16 protein-coding genes and 1 pseudogene are annotated in these 17,898 nt (G+C 32.0%); 12 read left to right on the top strand and 5 right to left on the bottom strand.

Annotated elements, in window-relative coordinates:
- Nucleotides 1-34: 34 nt before the first annotated feature.
- From ABGB03_RS15475 to ABGB03_RS15450, 6 genes are all read left to right on the top strand, one after another.
- Entirely contained in the window at nucleotides 35-670 is a 636-nt protein-coding gene (locus ABGB03_RS15475) for a hypothetical protein (protein ID WP_347923666.1), read from the top strand.
- Between the two features lie 145 nt (nucleotides 671-815).
- The gene (locus ABGB03_RS15470) at nucleotides 816-2,255 is read left to right on the top strand and encodes a TIR domain-containing protein (RefSeq protein WP_347923665.1); all 1,440 of its coding nucleotides are present in this window, start codon (nucleotides 816-818) and stop codon (nucleotides 2,253-2,255) included.
- Between the two features lie 461 nt (nucleotides 2,256-2,716).
- Nucleotides 2,717-4,192: a serine hydrolase domain-containing protein gene (locus ABGB03_RS15465; RefSeq protein ID WP_347923663.1), complete on the top strand. Its 1,476-nt coding sequence runs from the start codon at nucleotides 2,717-2,719 to the stop codon at nucleotides 4,190-4,192.
- Nucleotides 4,193-4,372: 180 nt separating this feature from the next.
- On the top strand, nucleotides 4,373-5,233 hold the full coding sequence (locus ABGB03_RS15460) for a helix-turn-helix domain-containing protein (protein ID WP_347923661.1): 861 nt from the start codon (nucleotides 4,373-4,375) through the stop codon (nucleotides 5,231-5,233).
- Nucleotides 5,234-5,322: 89 nt separating this feature from the next.
- On the top strand, nucleotides 5,323-6,192 hold the full coding sequence (locus tag ABGB03_RS15455) for a nuclear transport factor 2 family protein (RefSeq protein ID WP_347923659.1): 870 nt from the start codon (nucleotides 5,323-5,325) through the stop codon (nucleotides 6,190-6,192).
- A 445-nt stretch (nucleotides 6,193-6,637) separates the two neighbouring features.
- Complete coding sequence (locus ABGB03_RS15450) at nucleotides 6,638-8,188, top strand: hypothetical protein (RefSeq protein ID WP_347923657.1); 1,551 nt, start codon at nucleotides 6,638-6,640, stop codon at nucleotides 8,186-8,188.
- Between the two features lie 44 nt (nucleotides 8,189-8,232).
- On the opposite strand, the pseudogene ABGB03_RS15445 reads toward ABGB03_RS15450, so the two are convergent.
- From ABGB03_RS15445 to brnQ, 3 genes and pseudogenes are all read right to left on the bottom strand, one after another.
- Nucleotides 8,233-8,337: pseudogene (locus ABGB03_RS15445) on the bottom strand (IS110 family transposase); the annotation flags it as partial.
- 41 nt (nucleotides 8,338-8,378) lie between these two features.
- Nucleotides 8,379-8,795, bottom strand: a complete 417-nt coding sequence (locus ABGB03_RS15440) for a hypothetical protein (protein WP_347923655.1) — start codon at nucleotides 8,793-8,795, stop codon at nucleotides 8,379-8,381.
- Nucleotides 8,796-8,895: 100 nt separating this feature from the next.
- A complete protein-coding gene (brnQ, locus tag ABGB03_RS15435; RefSeq protein WP_347923653.1) occupies nucleotides 8,896-10,191 on the bottom strand; it encodes a branched-chain amino acid transport system II carrier protein in 1,296 nt (431 codons plus the stop codon).
- Nucleotides 10,192-10,231: 40 nt separating this feature from the next.
- On the opposite strand from brnQ, the gene ABGB03_RS15430 reads away from it, so the two are divergent.
- The 3 genes from ABGB03_RS15430 to ABGB03_RS15420 all read left to right on the top strand — a co-directional run bounded on the left by ABGB03_RS15430 (nucleotide 10,232) and on the right by ABGB03_RS15420 (nucleotide 11,862).
- On the top strand, nucleotides 10,232-11,017 hold the full coding sequence (locus ABGB03_RS15430) for an alpha/beta hydrolase (RefSeq protein ID WP_347923651.1): 786 nt from the start codon (nucleotides 10,232-10,234) through the stop codon (nucleotides 11,015-11,017).
- Nucleotides 11,018-11,078: 61 nt separating this feature from the next.
- A complete protein-coding gene (locus tag ABGB03_RS15425; protein WP_347923649.1) occupies nucleotides 11,079-11,360 on the top strand; it encodes a hypothetical protein in 282 nt (93 codons plus the stop codon).
- Between the two features lie 244 nt (nucleotides 11,361-11,604).
- Complete coding sequence (locus ABGB03_RS15420; protein WP_347923647.1) at nucleotides 11,605-11,862, top strand: hypothetical protein; 258 nt, start codon at nucleotides 11,605-11,607, stop codon at nucleotides 11,860-11,862.
- On the opposite strand, the gene thiL is transcribed toward ABGB03_RS15420, so the two are convergent.
- Complete coding sequence (thiL, locus tag ABGB03_RS15415; RefSeq protein ID WP_347923645.1) at nucleotides 11,842-12,894, bottom strand: thiamine-phosphate kinase; 1,053 nt, start codon at nucleotides 12,892-12,894, stop codon at nucleotides 11,842-11,844. The two genes, ABGB03_RS15420 and thiL, sit on opposite strands and share 21 nt — an antisense overlap.
- A gap of 196 nt (nucleotides 12,895-13,090) precedes the next feature.
- A complete protein-coding gene (locus ABGB03_RS15410; RefSeq protein ID WP_347923643.1) occupies nucleotides 13,091-14,716 on the bottom strand; it encodes a M14 family metallopeptidase in 1,626 nt (541 codons plus the stop codon).
- A 157-nt stretch (nucleotides 14,717-14,873) separates the two neighbouring features.
- Here ABGB03_RS15410 and ABGB03_RS15405 point away from each other — a divergent pair, with 157 nt between their 5' ends.
- The 3 genes from ABGB03_RS15405 (at nucleotide 14,874) to ABGB03_RS15395 (ending at nucleotide 17,893) form a co-directional block, all read left to right on the top strand.
- Nucleotides 14,874-16,109 carry a choice-of-anchor B family protein gene (locus tag ABGB03_RS15405; protein WP_347923641.1) on the top strand — a complete coding sequence of 412 codons (1,236 nt, stop codon included), beginning with the start codon at nucleotides 14,874-14,876 and terminating at the stop codon, nucleotides 16,107-16,109.
- A 1-nt stretch (nucleotide 16,110) separates the two neighbouring features.
- A complete protein-coding gene (locus ABGB03_RS15400) occupies nucleotides 16,111-17,445 on the top strand; it encodes a hypothetical protein (protein WP_347923639.1) in 1,335 nt (444 codons plus the stop codon).
- A 118-nt stretch (nucleotides 17,446-17,563) separates the two neighbouring features.
- Nucleotides 17,564-17,893 (top strand): iron-sulfur cluster assembly accessory protein, encoded by a 330-nt coding sequence (locus ABGB03_RS15395; protein WP_347923637.1) that lies wholly within the window; start codon nucleotides 17,564-17,566, stop codon nucleotides 17,891-17,893.
- The last annotated feature ends 5 nt before the right edge of the window (nucleotides 17,894-17,898 follow it).

The following is a 17,898-nucleotide window of genomic DNA, read 5'->3' as shown; positions in this document are numbered from 1 at the left end:
ACGTTTCATACACAGATCGTTACCAACAAGCTGAATGAACGAACTTTTAGAATTAAATAAAAGATTTTTAATTAAAGGCTATTTGTGGATTAGTGGAATTCTGACGAGTGGATTCTCAATCTATCTACTTTTCTTTTATTCAGAAATTACGACTAAATGGATTTTCATAATTTATTCTATAACTCTGATTTTTGCGCCTGCATTTGTTCTATCTGCTTGGATTTTCGACTGGTTTCGAAAAAGGAAATATAAAAATCGGATTCTTTCTAAAAAACCATATTCGGAATTGGAAAAAATTGGATTTACCAAAAAGGCTATCAAAACAAACCATAACAGTTTAGTTGACTATATTAAATTCGCTGAAATTAATGAATGTCAAGTTGCTTTTGATATTGATATAAGAAAACCAAAAATCGCAGAGTTTAGCATTTATGGGCTGACTGACCATCTGAATTCTAAAGACTATTTGCGAAAAGCGAAAGAATATGACTATTCGAATATTGACTTCTCTCGCCACTCTTTTACAAAACGAATTGATACGAGAAAAGAAAAACTTAACTCAATACAAGAATTAGAAAAAATATTAACGGAATTGACTCATATTGCGAAAAAGGAAAAATATGAACCGATTCCAATAACGGAAATAAAGCCAGTTGGTAACAACGTGTAAAAATAATTGCTTGGTACTTGCCTACTCGGAAAATCCTGCGGATTTTCCTCTGGTTCGTCCCATTTTTATTAAGCTAGTTGCTTAATCACGCAACTATCCTTACACAAACCGTTGGCATTAATGCAAAATCAACCTAAATCTTCGAATGAAAAAAATTTTTATATCATATAGTTGGGGAAATAAAGAACATCAAGATTGGATAGTTAATCTTGGAAAAAGATTAATGACAGATACCGTAGATGTTATTTTAGATAGATGGAGCTTAAAAGACGGACACGATATTCATAGTTTTATGGAAGAAATGGTGAAGTCAAAAGATATCTTCAGAGTATTAATAATCTGTGACAAAAAATACTCTGAAAAAGCTGATGATAGAGAAGGTGGTGTCGGAACTGAAACACAAATAATAAGTCCTAATTTATATTCTAACGAAAAGCAGGAAAAATTTATTCCAATTGTTCTTGAGAGAGATGAAGATGGAAAAGCATATTTGCCAGTTTATTTGTCAAGTAGAAAATATATTGATTTTTCACAAGAAGAAGATTATGAAGATAGCTATGAAGAATTATTAAGAAATATTTTAGAAGCACCTTCAATACCAAAACCTAAACTTGGAACAAAACCACCGACTTATATAACTGAAAATAAAGTTGATTTATCAGAAACTAATAGTAAAATTAGAACTATTGAGAATCAAATCAAGAAGAACCAAACTTTCAATCAAAAATATGGGTCAGATTTTCTAGATTCTTTTTTAGATAAATTATGGGATTTTAATCTTGCAAATTCACCTAATGACATTAAGGGTTTTGGAGAAATGCTAACGGAGACATTGAAGAATTATAAACCATTAAGAGAGGATTTCATAAAATTCATTGACTTATTAACGTCAAATAAAACGGGTTTTTCAAGTGAAATTGTCATCGAATTCTTTGAAAACAAACCAATGTATCTAAAACCAAGAGATGAAAGAAGTAGCTGGTCAGGTAATGAATTTGATACTTTTAAAATAATCTTCCAAGAATTGTTTATTTATACAATTGCAGTTGGTATAAAAAACAAAGATTATGATTTCATATCGGAATTACTTCATTCTAAATATTTTATTAAAGACCCATATAGAAATAATCAAGAACCGAGCAGCTTTCCATTTTTATATGAATACCATCAAAATTTAGAAAATTATATCAATCAAACATTTAATAAAATTACTGGTTTTGGACATTATATAATCACAAATCTATCTGACCAAATAAATAAACAAGTATTAATATTTTCAGATACTTTATGTTATTGTATTAGCTATTTAGAAACAACTAACCATTACGACCGTTGGTTTCCAAACACTTATTTATATGGAGAAAGAAACGGTGGATTTAATTTTTTTGACAAGATGTCTTCTCAAAAACATTTCGAAAAGATAAAAACTATTTTTGATGTTAAAAATGAGAGTGAATTAAAAGAGAAACTTATAAAGAATAAAGAAAATTCTGGTGATAGAATTAGATATGGAAATGGAGGATTTAACCCTGTTCCATTTGTCTACGAACTAATTGACCCAGAAAAAATATCCATTTACAGATAGAAACACTAATGCCAACACCGTGTATAGTTCATTGCTTCTGAATTTCCTAATCGGAAATTCCTCGCACTTTTACTATCTTGGTTTCTTAATCTGAAAATCCTCGCGGATTTTCACGCAACGAAACCATACACAAACACGATGGTATGTAATTGCCTGCGGCACGTAGAATCGCGTTTTGCAAACGCTTCCTTTCTACTAATTACATACCATCGTCCACTGTTAATTGCACCTCGCCAAATTAATTGTATATTTATTCGAGTCTACGAGAACTCCTCACGAAACTACACACATCAGCGTGTATAGCGAATGAGGCGCAATTATGGCTCTCCGTGAGGCGCGCCTCACTACGCCATACACAGTGGACGTTGGCAACAATTTTGAATAAAAACTGTAACTTAATAGAAAACTGACAGACTTATTCTTCAATCAATCAATCAATCAATCAATCAAAAAATAATAAAATGAATTCATCTATTAAAGCACTAATTATCGCTTTCATAACCCTTTTAACACTAAATTCTTTTTCTCAAAGCACAAATAAAGAACTATTTAATAGAATTGACACTTATTTGGAATCAAGCGTAACGAATGGCTTTTCTGGAGTTGTTTTAGTTTCTAAAAAAGGAGAAATTATTTTATCTAAAGGATATGGATGGGCTGATAGGAAAAATAAAATACCTAATTCACCATCAACCGTTTTTAATATTGGTTCTGTAACAAAACAATTTACAGCATCGGCTATTTTAAAACTCGTAGAGCAAGGAAGGATAAAAGCATCTGATAAAATAGGTTCATATTTTAATCAGGCACCTATAGACAAAAGGGATATTAGTATTCATCAATTATTAACTCATACTTCAGGAATTTCTAATAGAACTGGAGGATTCAGATACAATGAAGCAAGTAAAGAACAGTTTTTAAAAGATTTTTTTGAATCAGAATTACAATCTAAACCTGGTACAAAGTACCAATATGCAAATGCCAACTATATTATACTTACTGCAATAATAGAATCTGTTTCAGGACAAACGTATGGTTCTTTTCTAAATGATTATTTGTTTGTGCCTTCTCAAATGAAAAGTACAGGATATAAGAGTATCAATTTTGGCACAGAAAGATTAGCACATGGCTATTACTATAACAGAAATGATGAGCAATGGGCAGATTGGGGAACAACCCAACAGCACCTACCTTACAATGATAAACATTGGTATAGTATAGGTAAAGGTGACATTCATTCCACAATTGAAGATTTATATAAATGGCATATTGCTTTAAAAAACAATGTAGTTTTAGCATCAGAAACAAGACTAGTTCAAGAAACACCGTATGTAGCCGAAAATGATAAAATGACATCTTTTTATGGATATGGTTGGGCAATATCTCAAAGTAATAGAGACACTAAAATCGTTGCTCATAATGGTAGTAATGGGCTGTATTTTGCAGATTTTGTTAGATTTATAGATGATGATGTGGTTGTTATATATATAACAAATGTGTTTTTAGGAAGTGAATCAGAAAACGTTGCCCGAGAAATAGGTAAAATGATTTTTGATTCAAATTATAACAAAACACCAATTTCCAAGAACATTTATGAGTTAATTCATGAATTTATGAAAACGAATCCATCTTCAAATGCAGAAAAATTACCCGCTTATTTAAACAAGAATCTTAATTACGATTTTAGTAATCATGCAATTCTTAACCAACTAGGATATAGCAGATTAAAAAAAGAGGACAAACCTGATTGGGCGTTAGAATTATTTAAACTTAATGTGAAGTTATTCCCTGAAGATGGCAATTTATGGGATTCACTTGGTGAAGCTTACTTAAAATACGACAAAAAAGAAGAAGCCTTGAAGAGTTACACAAAAGCAGTGGAATTAGGTAGTGAAAGCTCAAAGAAAACATTGAATGAGTTGTTAAAAAAAGACTAGAGTAAAAAAACTGTTGCCAACAACGTATAAAATTAATTGCTAGTGCAAGCCTACTTACGAAAATTCTCGCGGATTTTCTATTCGGTTTTTATTTGCTAAATTAGGTACTAAAAAACACGCAACTAATCTTATACAAACACGTTAGGCACAAGGCGGAAAAACTTCAGAACCAATTAAAAAGTGAAAGATAAAATTCAAAAATATGACTTCAAAGAAGGGCTTCCGCAGGAGTTTGAAATCATAGACTTTGATTTCCTTTTTAACGAATTTTCTGAAGAAATACAAAAACCTCACAGAGCGGAATTTTATCAAATATTTTGGTTTCAAGAAGGTTTACCAACTCACAATGTGGATTTTAACCCCATAAGTATCAATCGCAATTCTTTATTGTTTATCAATAAAAACAGCGTTCAAATTTTTGACACCAAAACAAAATTTAAAGGAAAAGCCATTCTGTTTACCGACAATTTTTACTGCAAAACAAGGTTGGATACTCAATTTTTAAAAGGCACAATTCTCTTTAATGATTTGCTTTCTGTTGCTCAAATCAATATTTCAGATTCGATTATCGAGACAATATTTAAGCAACTTGAAACCGAAACAGAAAATCTAAAAGATGAATATCAAACTGACATTATTAGAAATAACTTGCGGAATCTCTTGTTGCATTCTGAAAGGGAAAGAAAAAAACAAGGTTTTGTCCCATTAGACAAAGACACGAATTTAGAATTTGCCTTGACTTTCAAAGATCTTTTGGAAAACAATTTTATCCAACATAAAAATGTAGGTTTTTACGCAAACAAAATGAATATTTCTCCAAAAAGGTTAAATCAAACGACTTCAAAGATATTTGGGAAATCGCCTAAAAATATCATAGATGATAGAGTTTTGCTTGAATGCAAGCGATTGTTGGCTCATACCAGCGATAGCGTTAAAGAAATATCCTATTCATTGGGGTTTGAAGAACCAACCAACTTTATCAAATACTTTAAGAAACACACAGGGGTAACACCAATTTCCTTTAGCGAAAAATACATTTAGGCTCAAAAGTATCATTCAAAGACCTATTTGTATAGCCACTTTTCTTCTTCCTTGCCGCAACTTTGCAGTATCAAATTAAAATCAAAAAAATGAAACAGATACTATTAAGTACAACAGTAGTTTTAGCAATGGGCTTGACTTCTTGCAACGGACAACAAAAACAAAACATAGAAACTAAAAAAGAAGAAAAAATGGAAATCTCAAACAAAGAAAAAGTAGTTGCTCTTTTAAAAAGCATAGAAACAGGAGCTCAAGAACCAGTTGGATACATTAATCCAGACAAGTACATTCAACACAATCTTGGAGTTGAGGACGGACTTGCAGGATTTGGAGCATTGTTGCAACAACTTCCACCGAATTCAGCAAAAGTAAATACTGTAAGAGCATTTCAAGATGGAGATTTGGTTTTTGCCCAAACCGATTACAATTTTTTCGGACCAAAAATAGGTTTTGACATTTTCCGTTTTGAAGATGGTAAAATTGTAGAGCATTGGGACAATCTGCAAGAAAAACCAGAAACCCCAAACCCGAGTGGACACACAATGGCTGACGGAATAACCGAAATTACAGATTTGGACAAGACCAAAGAAAACAAAACGTTGGTAGAAAACTTTGTGAACGATATTTTGGTAAATGGAAAAATGGAAAAATTAGCAGGATATTTTGATGACGACAATTACATTCAGCACAATCCGCAAATTGCAGACGGACTATCAGGGCTTGGAAAAGCATTGGAATATATGGCTTCACAAGGTATTACAATGAAATACGATAAAGTTCATACAGTAATGGGAGAAGGAAATTTTGTATTGGTAGTAAGCGAAGGTTCATTTGCAGACAAACACACTTCATTTTATGACCTTTTCAGAGTTGAAAATGGAAAAATTGCAGAGCATTGGGATGTCATTGAGACCATCATACCCAAAAGTGAATGGAAAAACGATAACGGAAAATTCTGAAAAAGCCCAGTGCCTAACATTGTATAAACGCAATAGCGGCTTGAGTGCCAACTCGAACCGCTATTGCGTTTAATTAAGTATCTTACAATCCGAAAGTAAGTCTCAAAAAAATCCGCTACTGCGCTTATACGAGACCGATGGTATGTAATTGCCTGCGGCACGTAGAATCGCGTTTTGCAAACGCTTCCTTTCTACTAATTACATACCATCGTCCACTGTTAATTGCACCTCGCCAAATTAATTGTATATTTATTCGAGTCTACGAGAACTCCTCACGAAACTACACACATCAGCGTGTATAGCGAATGAGGCGCAATTATGGCTCTCCGTGAGGCGCGCCTCACTACGCCATACACAGTGGACGTTGTGCGTAATTATGACAAAACTCACGAACTACATATTAATTCTAACTTTTCTAGTTGCAAATTCTGTGAGTGGACAAAATATGGAATCTAAAATTCAAGAATTGATTGACATAAAACTTGTCAACTCTGAACAAGCCAAAGAGATGACTGAACTGCTTTCTCGAGTTGAAGAACAGTTGACAAATGGACAATACATTTATGCACTATTTCAAGCGGAATTTAAAAAACAAACAGGCTATCAGTATTCGAGTTTTGGAACCGTAATGGACTATGGAGACGAGAAACTAAAAAAAGCCGAACAAAATCAAATAAATGGACTTCTTCTTGACTATCTCACAAAGATAAAAAAGGTTGAACTTATAAACGACAAACAAATTAGTGAGCAATCAGACAGAATAAACAACAACGAATACATCCATCTTTTCCAATTTTTACCTGATTTAACCAGTCAAGTCAATTTTGAGGAATGGATGAGTTATAAGAGACTTGACACCTACAGAAAAGGACTTTTTGAAAATGAAATTATTGATAAAAAAGAAAATGACAGATTAAAGTCAGTCATTAATGATAATAAACTAAAGTCGCCCTTTCAACTTATTGATTATTGCGAGAAAGCGAGATTTTTAGATTTATCAAAATACTCTAACGACCCGAAAATTTATTTAGAGCAAATTCATAAACTGACTTCCGATATTTTGCCCGAATTAGACTTTACCGACTTCAAATTTGAGATTAAAGTAGATTCGACAGAGTCTTTTAGTGACTATATTTCTCACGACTTAATTACTTCCATAAAATCAAACGGAAAAACATACAAACAAAAGAGTTTTATTTCACCTGACGACATTGGAAAAGACAACAATTATTTAGGTAAAATCGATGAACAAGAGTATTATCAAATCTTCAATAAAATTCTGAAAGATTCTCAATCACCTTACAGATTGCATTTAATCAAATCAAGTCATAATCACAGACAAGGAAGTGCGCAACAATATTTTGGAATTGTAGCATTAAAAAAGAACCAACTCAAAATGTTTCGATATGCAGATAGCTATTGGAACTTGAGTTATGAAAGCTTCAAAAATCCTTTAACAACCAAAAAGATTAACAATGCAATTAAAGACTATCAAAAGTTAGGATTGCTGGCTCATTTAAACAAAGACCAATTAATCAGAAGCTTGGAAACTGTTAAAGAAAAAGAGAATAGAAATCTTAATGATGTGCTGATTTCATTTCCTGAAGTAATATTGTCTTTCGATATAGAGTTAGGAAATTTGGAAAATCCATACGAGGAAATTGTATCTGAATATTCAAAAATCTCACATCAAGAATTTAATCCAATAAATATCAGTGACAACTTTGATTTACAAAAGGAGACAGTTTCATTGTCTTTTGATTTTAACAATAAAACTTACGAAACTGAATTCAAAGTTGACGGAGATTGGATTGATACGAGATTTTTTGAATATATGAATGACGTAATAGCAGAGAACAAATTAAATGGGAAATTTTACAGTTTGTATGGAGATGGTGCAGAATTAATTTATTTGACAACTGAGCAATACAAACATATTAGAGAAAACAAACTTTTGGTTTTTACAGATGAATGGGAAAGCCAAATGGACGAATAAAAATAACTCCGCACAACAAAGAACTGAGTTAAAAACAAGCAATATTAAGCTAATTTAGAAACAAAATTTTCATCATAAGGTAATCCACTTTTTGCAATAGCAAAAACCTGTTTTAATAATTTATTTGCAACTGCTATTAACGCTAGTTTTAACTCAGTTCTTTGTTAGCTACTGGCTTTTTTCTTTAGTTTTAGAACAGTATTAGTAAAATAAATATAAAAGTCAAAATTCCAATTACGGTTGTAAATATTCCAGTTTTTTTAGATTTAGTCCAGCCAGATAAAGCTATCATTGATACCAATGCCATAATTCCTAAAATAAGGGTTATACTCCCATAACTCGATAAACTCTTTACATTATCTTCTGTAAATTCGAAGGGATATCCATTTGATGTTATCATCATTACTCTTGTCATTATGAATAACGATATCAAAAAGAAACTGGCGGATAAAACAGTCACTTGCATAATTGTTCTTAACAAACGAGTATTTGTGTCCGAAATTAATAGATTGGCAATTACTGCAATGGAAAACCCTCCTAATAATGAATCAATCACTATTATTTGGTTTGAAAGACTGTTGAAATATTCAAATAATGATTCTTCCATATTAATTTTAAATTTTATTCTTTTGTGCAGCTTGTAGTTAGCTTTGTATATGATTCATTGTTACTTTTGACTTCGCCAAAAAGCTGTTTAAAATAACGTATTAGCTGTTATTAAGTGCCTCGTTGTTTAAGAGGTTTTTAATTAAATTAACTATAACGAAGGTAACTAATGCTGGAAGCACCCAACCTAAATTTTGCTTTGCAAAAGGTATTACTCCCTTGATGTTTTCTAACCAATTGGCTTCTATTAAAAAGCCTAAAAAGTCAGGAATACTAAAAATAAAGGTTACTAAAACAACTGTCTTAAACACTAGTTTAGTTGCATATTTCTGTGGTATCACATTTAATAAAATAAGTACAATCGTTAAAGGGTAAATAAACATTAAAGCTGGTAACGCCACAACAATAATATAATGTACATCAAACTGTCCAACCAAAACACCTAATAAACAAGCTATAATAGCTGTAATTGTATAAGCTAATTGAGATTCTTTAAATAAGCCTTTAAAAAAATCGGCCGTACCAACAATAACACTTACGGCTGTAGTAAAACAGGCTAACGAAATAAGCACACTCAAAAACAAATTGCCAATATTTCCAAGGGTTTTTAGACTCAAGCCTTTAAGCAACTCTGGTCTGGTAATTGAAGGTTCAAACTCATTGTTATGCAAAGCACCAACAGCTATCATTCCTGCGTATATTATAAATAACCCAGAAGCTGCAACCAATCCAGATTTTGCAATAATCACTTTTTTATCTTCAAAAGAAATCCCTCCTTCAAGATTAAGTGAAATAATAACAACACCCCCAATTAATATGCCACCAAGAGCATCATAGGTTTGATACCCTTCCAATAATCCAGCTACTATAGCTGGTGATTCTATAACCGAAGCATTCATACTTTCTGGTGACGTAAAAAGACCAATAATTATGATAGCTAAAAGAATAAGTACAATTAAAGGAGTTAAAAATTTACCAAGTATGCTCAATATACTATTCCTTTTCATAATAAAGAAAAACGCTAGACCAAAATATAAACTACTAGTTAAAAGTGAAGAGGTATTAAAAAAAGGTTGGATTGCCATTTCGTGAGTTACCGCAGCTGTTCTAGGAATTGGTAATGCAATTGCAATTGCATAAACACATAAACAAAACACCAAACTAAATAATGGTGATACTTTTTTACCAAAATCTAACATAGTTCCTTGCAGTCTTGCATGACCAAACAAAGCCAATAACGGAATAACTGTTGCAGAGGTCACAAATCCGAGTGTTACCAACCACCAATCTGGTCCAGAATTAAAACCTAGCTGTGGAGGTAATATTAAATTTCCTGCTCCAAAAAAACTTGCAAATAATGCAAAACCTATTATAAAGATTGTTTTCCTATTATTCATTTCATAAAATTATCTTTGCTCAAGATATGAAATTTGATTAATGAACACTTTTATTTTATTTAAAAATGCTAAAATGCATTACAACGATTATGGCAAGGGAGATGTTGTGGTTTTGCTGCATGGCTTTTTAGAAAGCTCAACAATGTGGCATAATTTTATTCCACAATTCTCCAAAAATAATCGTGTTGTAACCATCGATCTTTTAGGACATGGATATAGTGAGAGTATAGATAACGTCCATTCAATGGAGCTTATGGCTGAAGCAGTTAACGAAATATTATCTCACTTAAAAATCAAAAAAGCAACGTTTATTGGTCACTCCATGGGAGGTTATGTTGCTTTGGCATATGCAAAATTATTTTATTCAAAAGTTTCTGGTCTTTGTTTAATGAATTCAACTTATAAAGATGATGATGCTGAGCTTAAGTTATTACGTACTCGCGCTAATAAAATGGTGGAAAGTAATTTTAAGAGTATGGTGCAACTGTCTTTTATTAACTTGTTTGCGCCTAAAAGTAGAATAGATCATAAAGAATCCATTAAATCTGCTTTATCTGAAGCATTAAAAACCTCGGTTAATGGATATATTGCAGCTCAAGAAGGTATGAGAATTAGATTAGACAGCAAAAATATATTTGAAAAACTAGAATGTAAAAAACTTATTATTATTGGTGAAAAAGATACTGTTATTGATGGTCGCATTTTAAAAGAAGAGAGCAATGAATTGCTAACAGAAATTGTAGAATTACCAAATGGACATATGAGTCATATTGAAGATAAAGAATCTTTTTCTTACATTATTATGCATTTCATCGAAAATTTATAATCTTTCAGCGTTTATTTGTATTTTTTTTCTAAGTTTACTACCCCAATAACCAATATAGTTTATGAAAACAACTACTTCAAACTTTCAAACTAATCCATCGACTTCTGTTTCAAAATTATACTGTAATATTTTTGGTCATCACTATGAAGTATCAAAGCTAGTGACTAAGCACGTAAAAGAATATACTTGTAAATGCTGTAAAAAACAATTGACCACAAATAGTAATGGTCGTTTAACTGAACTTACACCTACATTTAAAGAAATAAATACTATTTTAGAATATATCCATACAAAAAGAAAGTCTAAGCTTAAGCAAAAAATGTACGCTACAACTGCTGCTTAATTATTACTATAAAACACTTAATTTATAGTTTTTGAAACCAACCACTTAGCTAAAAATATTTAGCTTAAATTTTAATGCCAAATAACCTTCTTCTCTTTTTCTTAACTTCATTTTTAATTAAAAATGTTTCGTTCAAAGAAAAAAATAACCTCTTTAACGAATACTTGCCATTAAATCCTTTTATTTTTGCAAAAAAAATTACTTTTAATATTCCCTCATTATTAATTAGCTAAAACTAAAAGGTTTGAAACATTTATATTGTTCCTTTTTTGGTCATGATTATTTAGTAACAAAAAATGTTACCTATCATGTAAAAGAATACACTTGTAAAAATTGCAAAGAGCAAGTTACTACAAATGGTAATGGTAAATTAACTTTATTAACTCCTAAGTATAAGGAAATTAATGCTGTTCTTGAAAGAATTCACAACAACAGGCTTAGGAAAAAAAATATTCCTGTAATAGATTTAAGCGAAAATTCTTTATTCCGATTGGCTAAGTGAGTTCCAACCTTGAGCTTTTAAAGGTATTTTTTCTTCGGCTCTTGTTACTAAATGCATCCCTGCACTCTTATCAGTAATATACCCAATAACAGTTAAGTTAGGATTAGCCTTTATTTTAGGAAAATCTTCTTGAGAAATTGTCATTAACAACTCATAGTCCTCTCCTCCATTTAAAGCAATAGTCGAACTATCAATATTAAACTCCTCGCAAGTTGTAATTACTTCAGGGTCTAACGGAATCTTATTCTCATATACATCACAACCCACTTCTCCTTGTTTGCATAAATGCATAATTTCAGAAGATAAACCATCACTAATGTCAATCATCGATGTTGGCTTCACATTTAGTTCTTTTAAAAGTGTTACGATATCCTTTCTGGCTTCAGGTTTTAATTGCCGCTGTATTATATAAGTGTATTGATCTAAATCTGGTTGATTGCTCGGGTTTACTTTAAAAACCTCCTTCTCTCGCTCTAAAACTTGAAGTCCCATGTATGCTCCTCCTAAGTCTCCTGTAACGACTATCAAATCGTTTGGTTGAGCTCCTTTTCTGTAAACTATCTCATTTTCGTTTGCCTCACCAATGGCTGTTATCGAAATTAATAATCCAGACATTGAAGACGTAGTGTCTCCGCCTACCACATCTACATTATACATTTTAGCAGCAGCTTCAATTCCTTCATATAATTCTTCTAGCGCTTCCAGTGGAAATCTATTTGATACAGCAATAGAAATTGTTATTTGAGTTGCTGTAGCATTCATAGCATAAATGTCTGATAGATTCACCATTACTGCTTTATAGCCTAAATGTTTTAATGGCATATAGCTTAAATCAAAATGTACGCCTTCAATCAACAAGTCTGTTGAAACTACTACTTTTTTATCATCAAAACTGAGAACAGCAGCATCGTCACCAATACCTTTAAGCGTACTTTTATGGCTAATTTTAAAGTTTTTTGTTAAATGGTCTATGAGTTTAAATTCCCCTAAACTACTTAACGGTGTTCTTGTTTGGTTTTTATCTTCTATCATGCTGCAAAGATATAGCAATTCCTTTTATTTACTCGATAATCGAGATTTAAATACACCAAAGTTTGTCTCGAAATCAAAATTAGTTTCCTGTAAATACCTCATGCTCATGCACCGAGTTAGTTTACTAATAAATCATATTCTATAAAACAAAAAGAGCACCTTAAATTTAGGTGCTCTTTTTTGATGAAATATAGTATTATCTAAGTTTATAATATTTAAAAACTGGATATGCTACAGGTTTATTCTCAATCCCTTTTTCTTTAAAATAATCATCAAAGAAATTCCAAGTTACTAAACCATCATCTGATTGTGGTTCTAACATATAAAAAATAAGGTTTGACAATGGTTGCGCCATATCTATCCAATAATCTCCTTTTTTAAATCTTTTTGTTTTAGCAACAAATTCTCCTTTAGCATTTGCCATAAAATGACCTTCAAACTTACGTTTCGAGAGGTTTAAATCAGACATTATGAACTCCTCTCCAACTGCTTTTTTCGATGCCTTCAATTCTGTTACTTCTATACCTTGCTTTCTTAAATGATCTACAATATGTTTCATAGATTTAGGTAAAAAATAACCTCTTGGTAAGGTGCTTTCTACTTCTGCTTCAAATTTTGAGTAATTTTGAACATTTGGAATATCTATAATCTTTCCAGAACGTATGTATCTTTCTTCACCAGCTTCATTATTATAAGTAATATAATCGTAAGTTCTTAAAGTAAAGGTGTCCTCTAAAGGAACCATTTTAAAACGTACTCCTTTTTTTGCGCTACCTGCATTTTGCTTTACATTATCAATAGCATCTTGAGTTGCCTTAGCATTAATCTCTGCCATTTTCTTGCCATTATTATGCGTGAATTCTAAAATTTCAGCTACAAAACCATAGGTACCATTCATACGTTTGTAAAAACGATCATGCGCAAAGGCTTCACTTAAAATACCCACTTTATTCCTTAAACCCATTTGGTTTACAATGTATCTTGGATGATGATTGTACGTATAAATAGCTTTCGCAGGCCAACCTTGACGTAGCGAATATCCTCCATAAGGTCCTAGTTTAACACCATAATTTTTATCAATAGATTTTACAATACTTGGCAGCATAGTATTCCATGTAAAATCGTAAGGTGCTTTTTCACCAGCATAATGATAACTTGGTGCGTAAGTTATTCCGTATCCATGCCAAGTACCATTGGTAGTATGTAAATCGACCAACATTTCAGGATCCCATTTTAATATAACATTTTGGACTAATCCTTCAGTTTCAAAAGCTTCCATTTTAACACCATCTCTATTTAAATCAAACCCTTGACTATTGGCTCTAATGCCAACTTCAACAGGACTATCTTCTTGTGATGGTCGTCTACCTTTCTCCATTTTATCATTAGAATCTGTGTTATATATTGGTGCAAAAATGATAATTTGATTATCTAGTAAGTGCTTCTTATCTCCTAACAAAATATCTCGCATTAATTGCTGCAACACTTCTTTGCCTTCAACTTCTCCAGAATGAATATTCCCTTGAACATACATAACTGGTTTCCCTGAATCTTTAGCTTCTTGAGGTGAACTTATTTTTGGGTTTGCCATTACAACAACTGGAATGTCTTTTCCTTCCATGCTTTTCCCCATAAATTCAAGATGCACTAAACTAGATTTACTTTTAATTGCTTTTATAAAATCCATTACCTCAGCGTAAGTTGAGGTTTTTTGGTAGTTAGACTTTTCAGGCGTTGTTATCAAATCTGCACTCCAAGGGGTACTTTGAGCTGTTAATTGTAGACATACTAGAAAGGCTGCTAGTCTTAAAAATGATTTCATATTAAAAATGGTTAGGTTGTATAATCTGCTCATAAAAATAATTCATTGCATAACTACACAATTATTTTATCTACAAATTAACATATAGTTAACTTTTATAAGAGCACGCATGCAGCTATCTTTTTTTATAGTATTTTAGTACTTAAAAAAGAATTACATGAAAAATATTAAAACACCGTTTTTAACTGTTTTATTGGGAACTTTTATATTAGTTTTTCAGCAAAGTTGCTCTAAAAACAATACGTTTAACGATAATAATCCCACTCCAAATATCACTAATGTAATATGTGAAAACGGATTTGCAGGAGTATTTCCTTGTAATGATTATGATTTACTAGCCCACATAACTTTAGAAGAACTAAAAGGAGGTATTGAAGGAAATGATTCTTGGGGATGGACAGACTCAGCTACAGGAAAGGAATATGCCTTAATGTGTACATCTTCTGGAGTTTCTTTTGTAGATATTTCAAACCCTATAGATCCTATATTAGTTGGAATTTTACCAACAGCAACAACTAATAGTTCATGGAGAGATGTAAAAGTTTACAATGACCATGCATTTGTAGTTAGTGAAGCATCAGGACATGGTATGCAAGTTTTTGATTTGTCAAGATTAAGAGATGTAACATCAGCTCCAGAGACTTTTACTGAAGATGCTCGTTATACACAATTTGGAAATGCACATAATATAGTAATTAATGAAGATACTGGTTTTGCTTATGCTGTAGGAACTAATACTTATAATGGAGGTCCACATTTTGTGAATATTCAAAATCCAACAAATCCAACATCAGCTGGTGGTTATGGAAACGATTCGTATTCTCACGATGCTCAAGTAGTTACTTATAATGGCCCTGATACAGATTACGCTAATAGTGAAATACTAATTGGAAGCAACGAAAATGAAGTAGTTATTGTAGATGTAACCGATAAAAATAACCCAACCAACATATCTAGTATCTCTTACTCTAATATTGGTTTTACTCATCAAGGATGGTTTACTGAAGACCAAAAATACTTTATTCTTGGAGATGAAACAGATGAGATTAATTATAATACAAGAACTAGGACTTTGGTGTTTGATTTTACAGATTTAGACAACCCAACATTCCATATGCAACACCTTGGACCAACAACGTCTATAGATCACAATGTATATGTCAAAGGAGATTTACTGTATCAAGCAAATTATACGTCTGGCGTTAGAATCATTGATATTTCTGATATAGAAAACAGCATAATAACCGAAGTTGGTTCTTTTGATACGTATCCAGAAAACAATAGCACATCCTTTCATGGAGCATGGAATGTTTATCCTTATTTTGCTAGCGGTAACATAATCATTAGTGATATTGAAAGAGGTTTATTTATTATTCGCAAAAGCGGAAGTTAAAATGAGAAAACTATCCTATTTCTTTTGTATGGTATTCTGTATCAGCTCTACTTCTTGTTTTGAAGATAGCGATGATGGCTATATGTCCATTTTTAATGATGTTGCCTTTATAAACACTTTTGGAGGTTCACAAGAGGATCATATTGTTTCAATAATAGAAACTTCTGATGGCAATTTAGCATTATTCGGTTATACAAATAGTATTGATGGAGATATTACAGATAAGACATTACAAGAAAACGACTATTGGTTAATTAAAATCACTCCTGATGGGAACCTGCTTTGGAGTAAAACGTATGGTGGTAGTGGGGATGATGTTGGTCAAAAAGTAGTAGCCACAAATGATGGTGGTTTTGCTATAACGGGATATAGCATGAGTAGTGATGGTGACGCAAGTAATAATGAAGGTTTTCATGATAATTGGCTTTTAAAATTAGATGCAAACGGCAATATATTATGGGAAAAAAGCTATGGCTTTTCTGGTCATGATCATTCTTACTCAATTATACAAACAAACGACGGAGGGTTTTTAATGACAGGCTTCTTGGATGTAACAGCTTCGGGAGGGCTTGGGAACACTAGAATCAACAACTCCAAACGACATGGAATTGGTGAGTTTTGGTGTCATAAACTTGATGCTAGTGGTAATATAGAATGGCGTAGGTATTTTGGAGGCACAAATAATGATCGCTCTTTTGATGTAGTGCAAGCCAATGATGGAGGATATGTAGTTACAGGATTTTCAGAAAGTGATGATTTTGATATTACTAATAGCTATGGTTCTTACGATTATTGGGTTATTAAATTAGATACAGCAGGCAATTTACTTTGGGAAAAATCACTTGGTGGTTCCGAAATTGACCAAGCTAGATCTATTGTAAAAACTAATGATAATGCATATATAATAGCAGGAAATTCTTTTAGCACTGATGAAGATGTTTTCTTAAACAAAGGAAATTCCGATTTCTTTATTGTTAAAATAGATGATAATGGAAGTGTTAAATGGCGAAAAACCTATGGAGGTTCCAATTTTGACTATGCAACATCAATTTCTGCTTCAACTAATGGGTTTCTAATCGCAGGAAACTCAAAAAGTAGCGATAAGGCTGTAACTTCTAATTATGGAGAAAATGATTTTTGGGTCATTAAAATTAACGCAAATGGCAAACTTTTAGATCAGAAAAACTTTGGTGGCTCTGGATTAGATTTCGCTTTTGATGTTTTAGAAACTACTCAAGGCGACATCTACATTGTTGGTGAAACTGAAAGCAATGATTACGACATTATAGAAAATAATGGCCTTAAAGATGCAATGGTTGTAAAGGTAAATAACTAATCTGCTTTGCATAACAAAAACCTATCTAACTATTAGCTAATATAATGTTAGGTTTTCTTTAAAAACAGTACATAAATTGTATATTTGTTCTCTATTTAGAAATAATCTATATAAGAATATGATCAAGGTTTCTGAAACAGCTAAAAAGAAGGTCGTTCAGCTAATGCAAGATGATGGCTATAATGCCTCAACAGATTTTGTACGCGTAGGTGTTAAAAGTGGTGGATGCTCTGGGTTGTCGTATGATTTGCAATTTGATAAACAACAGCAAGATGACGATAAGGTTTTTGAAGATAATGGCGTAAAAATCATTGTTGACAAAAAGAGTTTTTTATACCTTATTGGTACTACTTTGGAATATTCTGGAGGATTAAACGGAACAGGATTCGTGTTTAATAATCCTAACGCAAACCGAACTTGTGGTTGCGGCGAAAGTTTCTCCTTATAATTTAC

Origin of the sequence: Pontimicrobium sp. SW4 (assembly GCF_039954625.1) — a bacterium.
Classification (GTDB): domain Bacteria; phylum Bacteroidota; class Bacteroidia; order Flavobacteriales; family Flavobacteriaceae; genus Pontimicrobium.
Note: the sequence above shows the minus strand (reverse complement) of the source record. Positions and strands in the feature narration are given on the sequence as shown.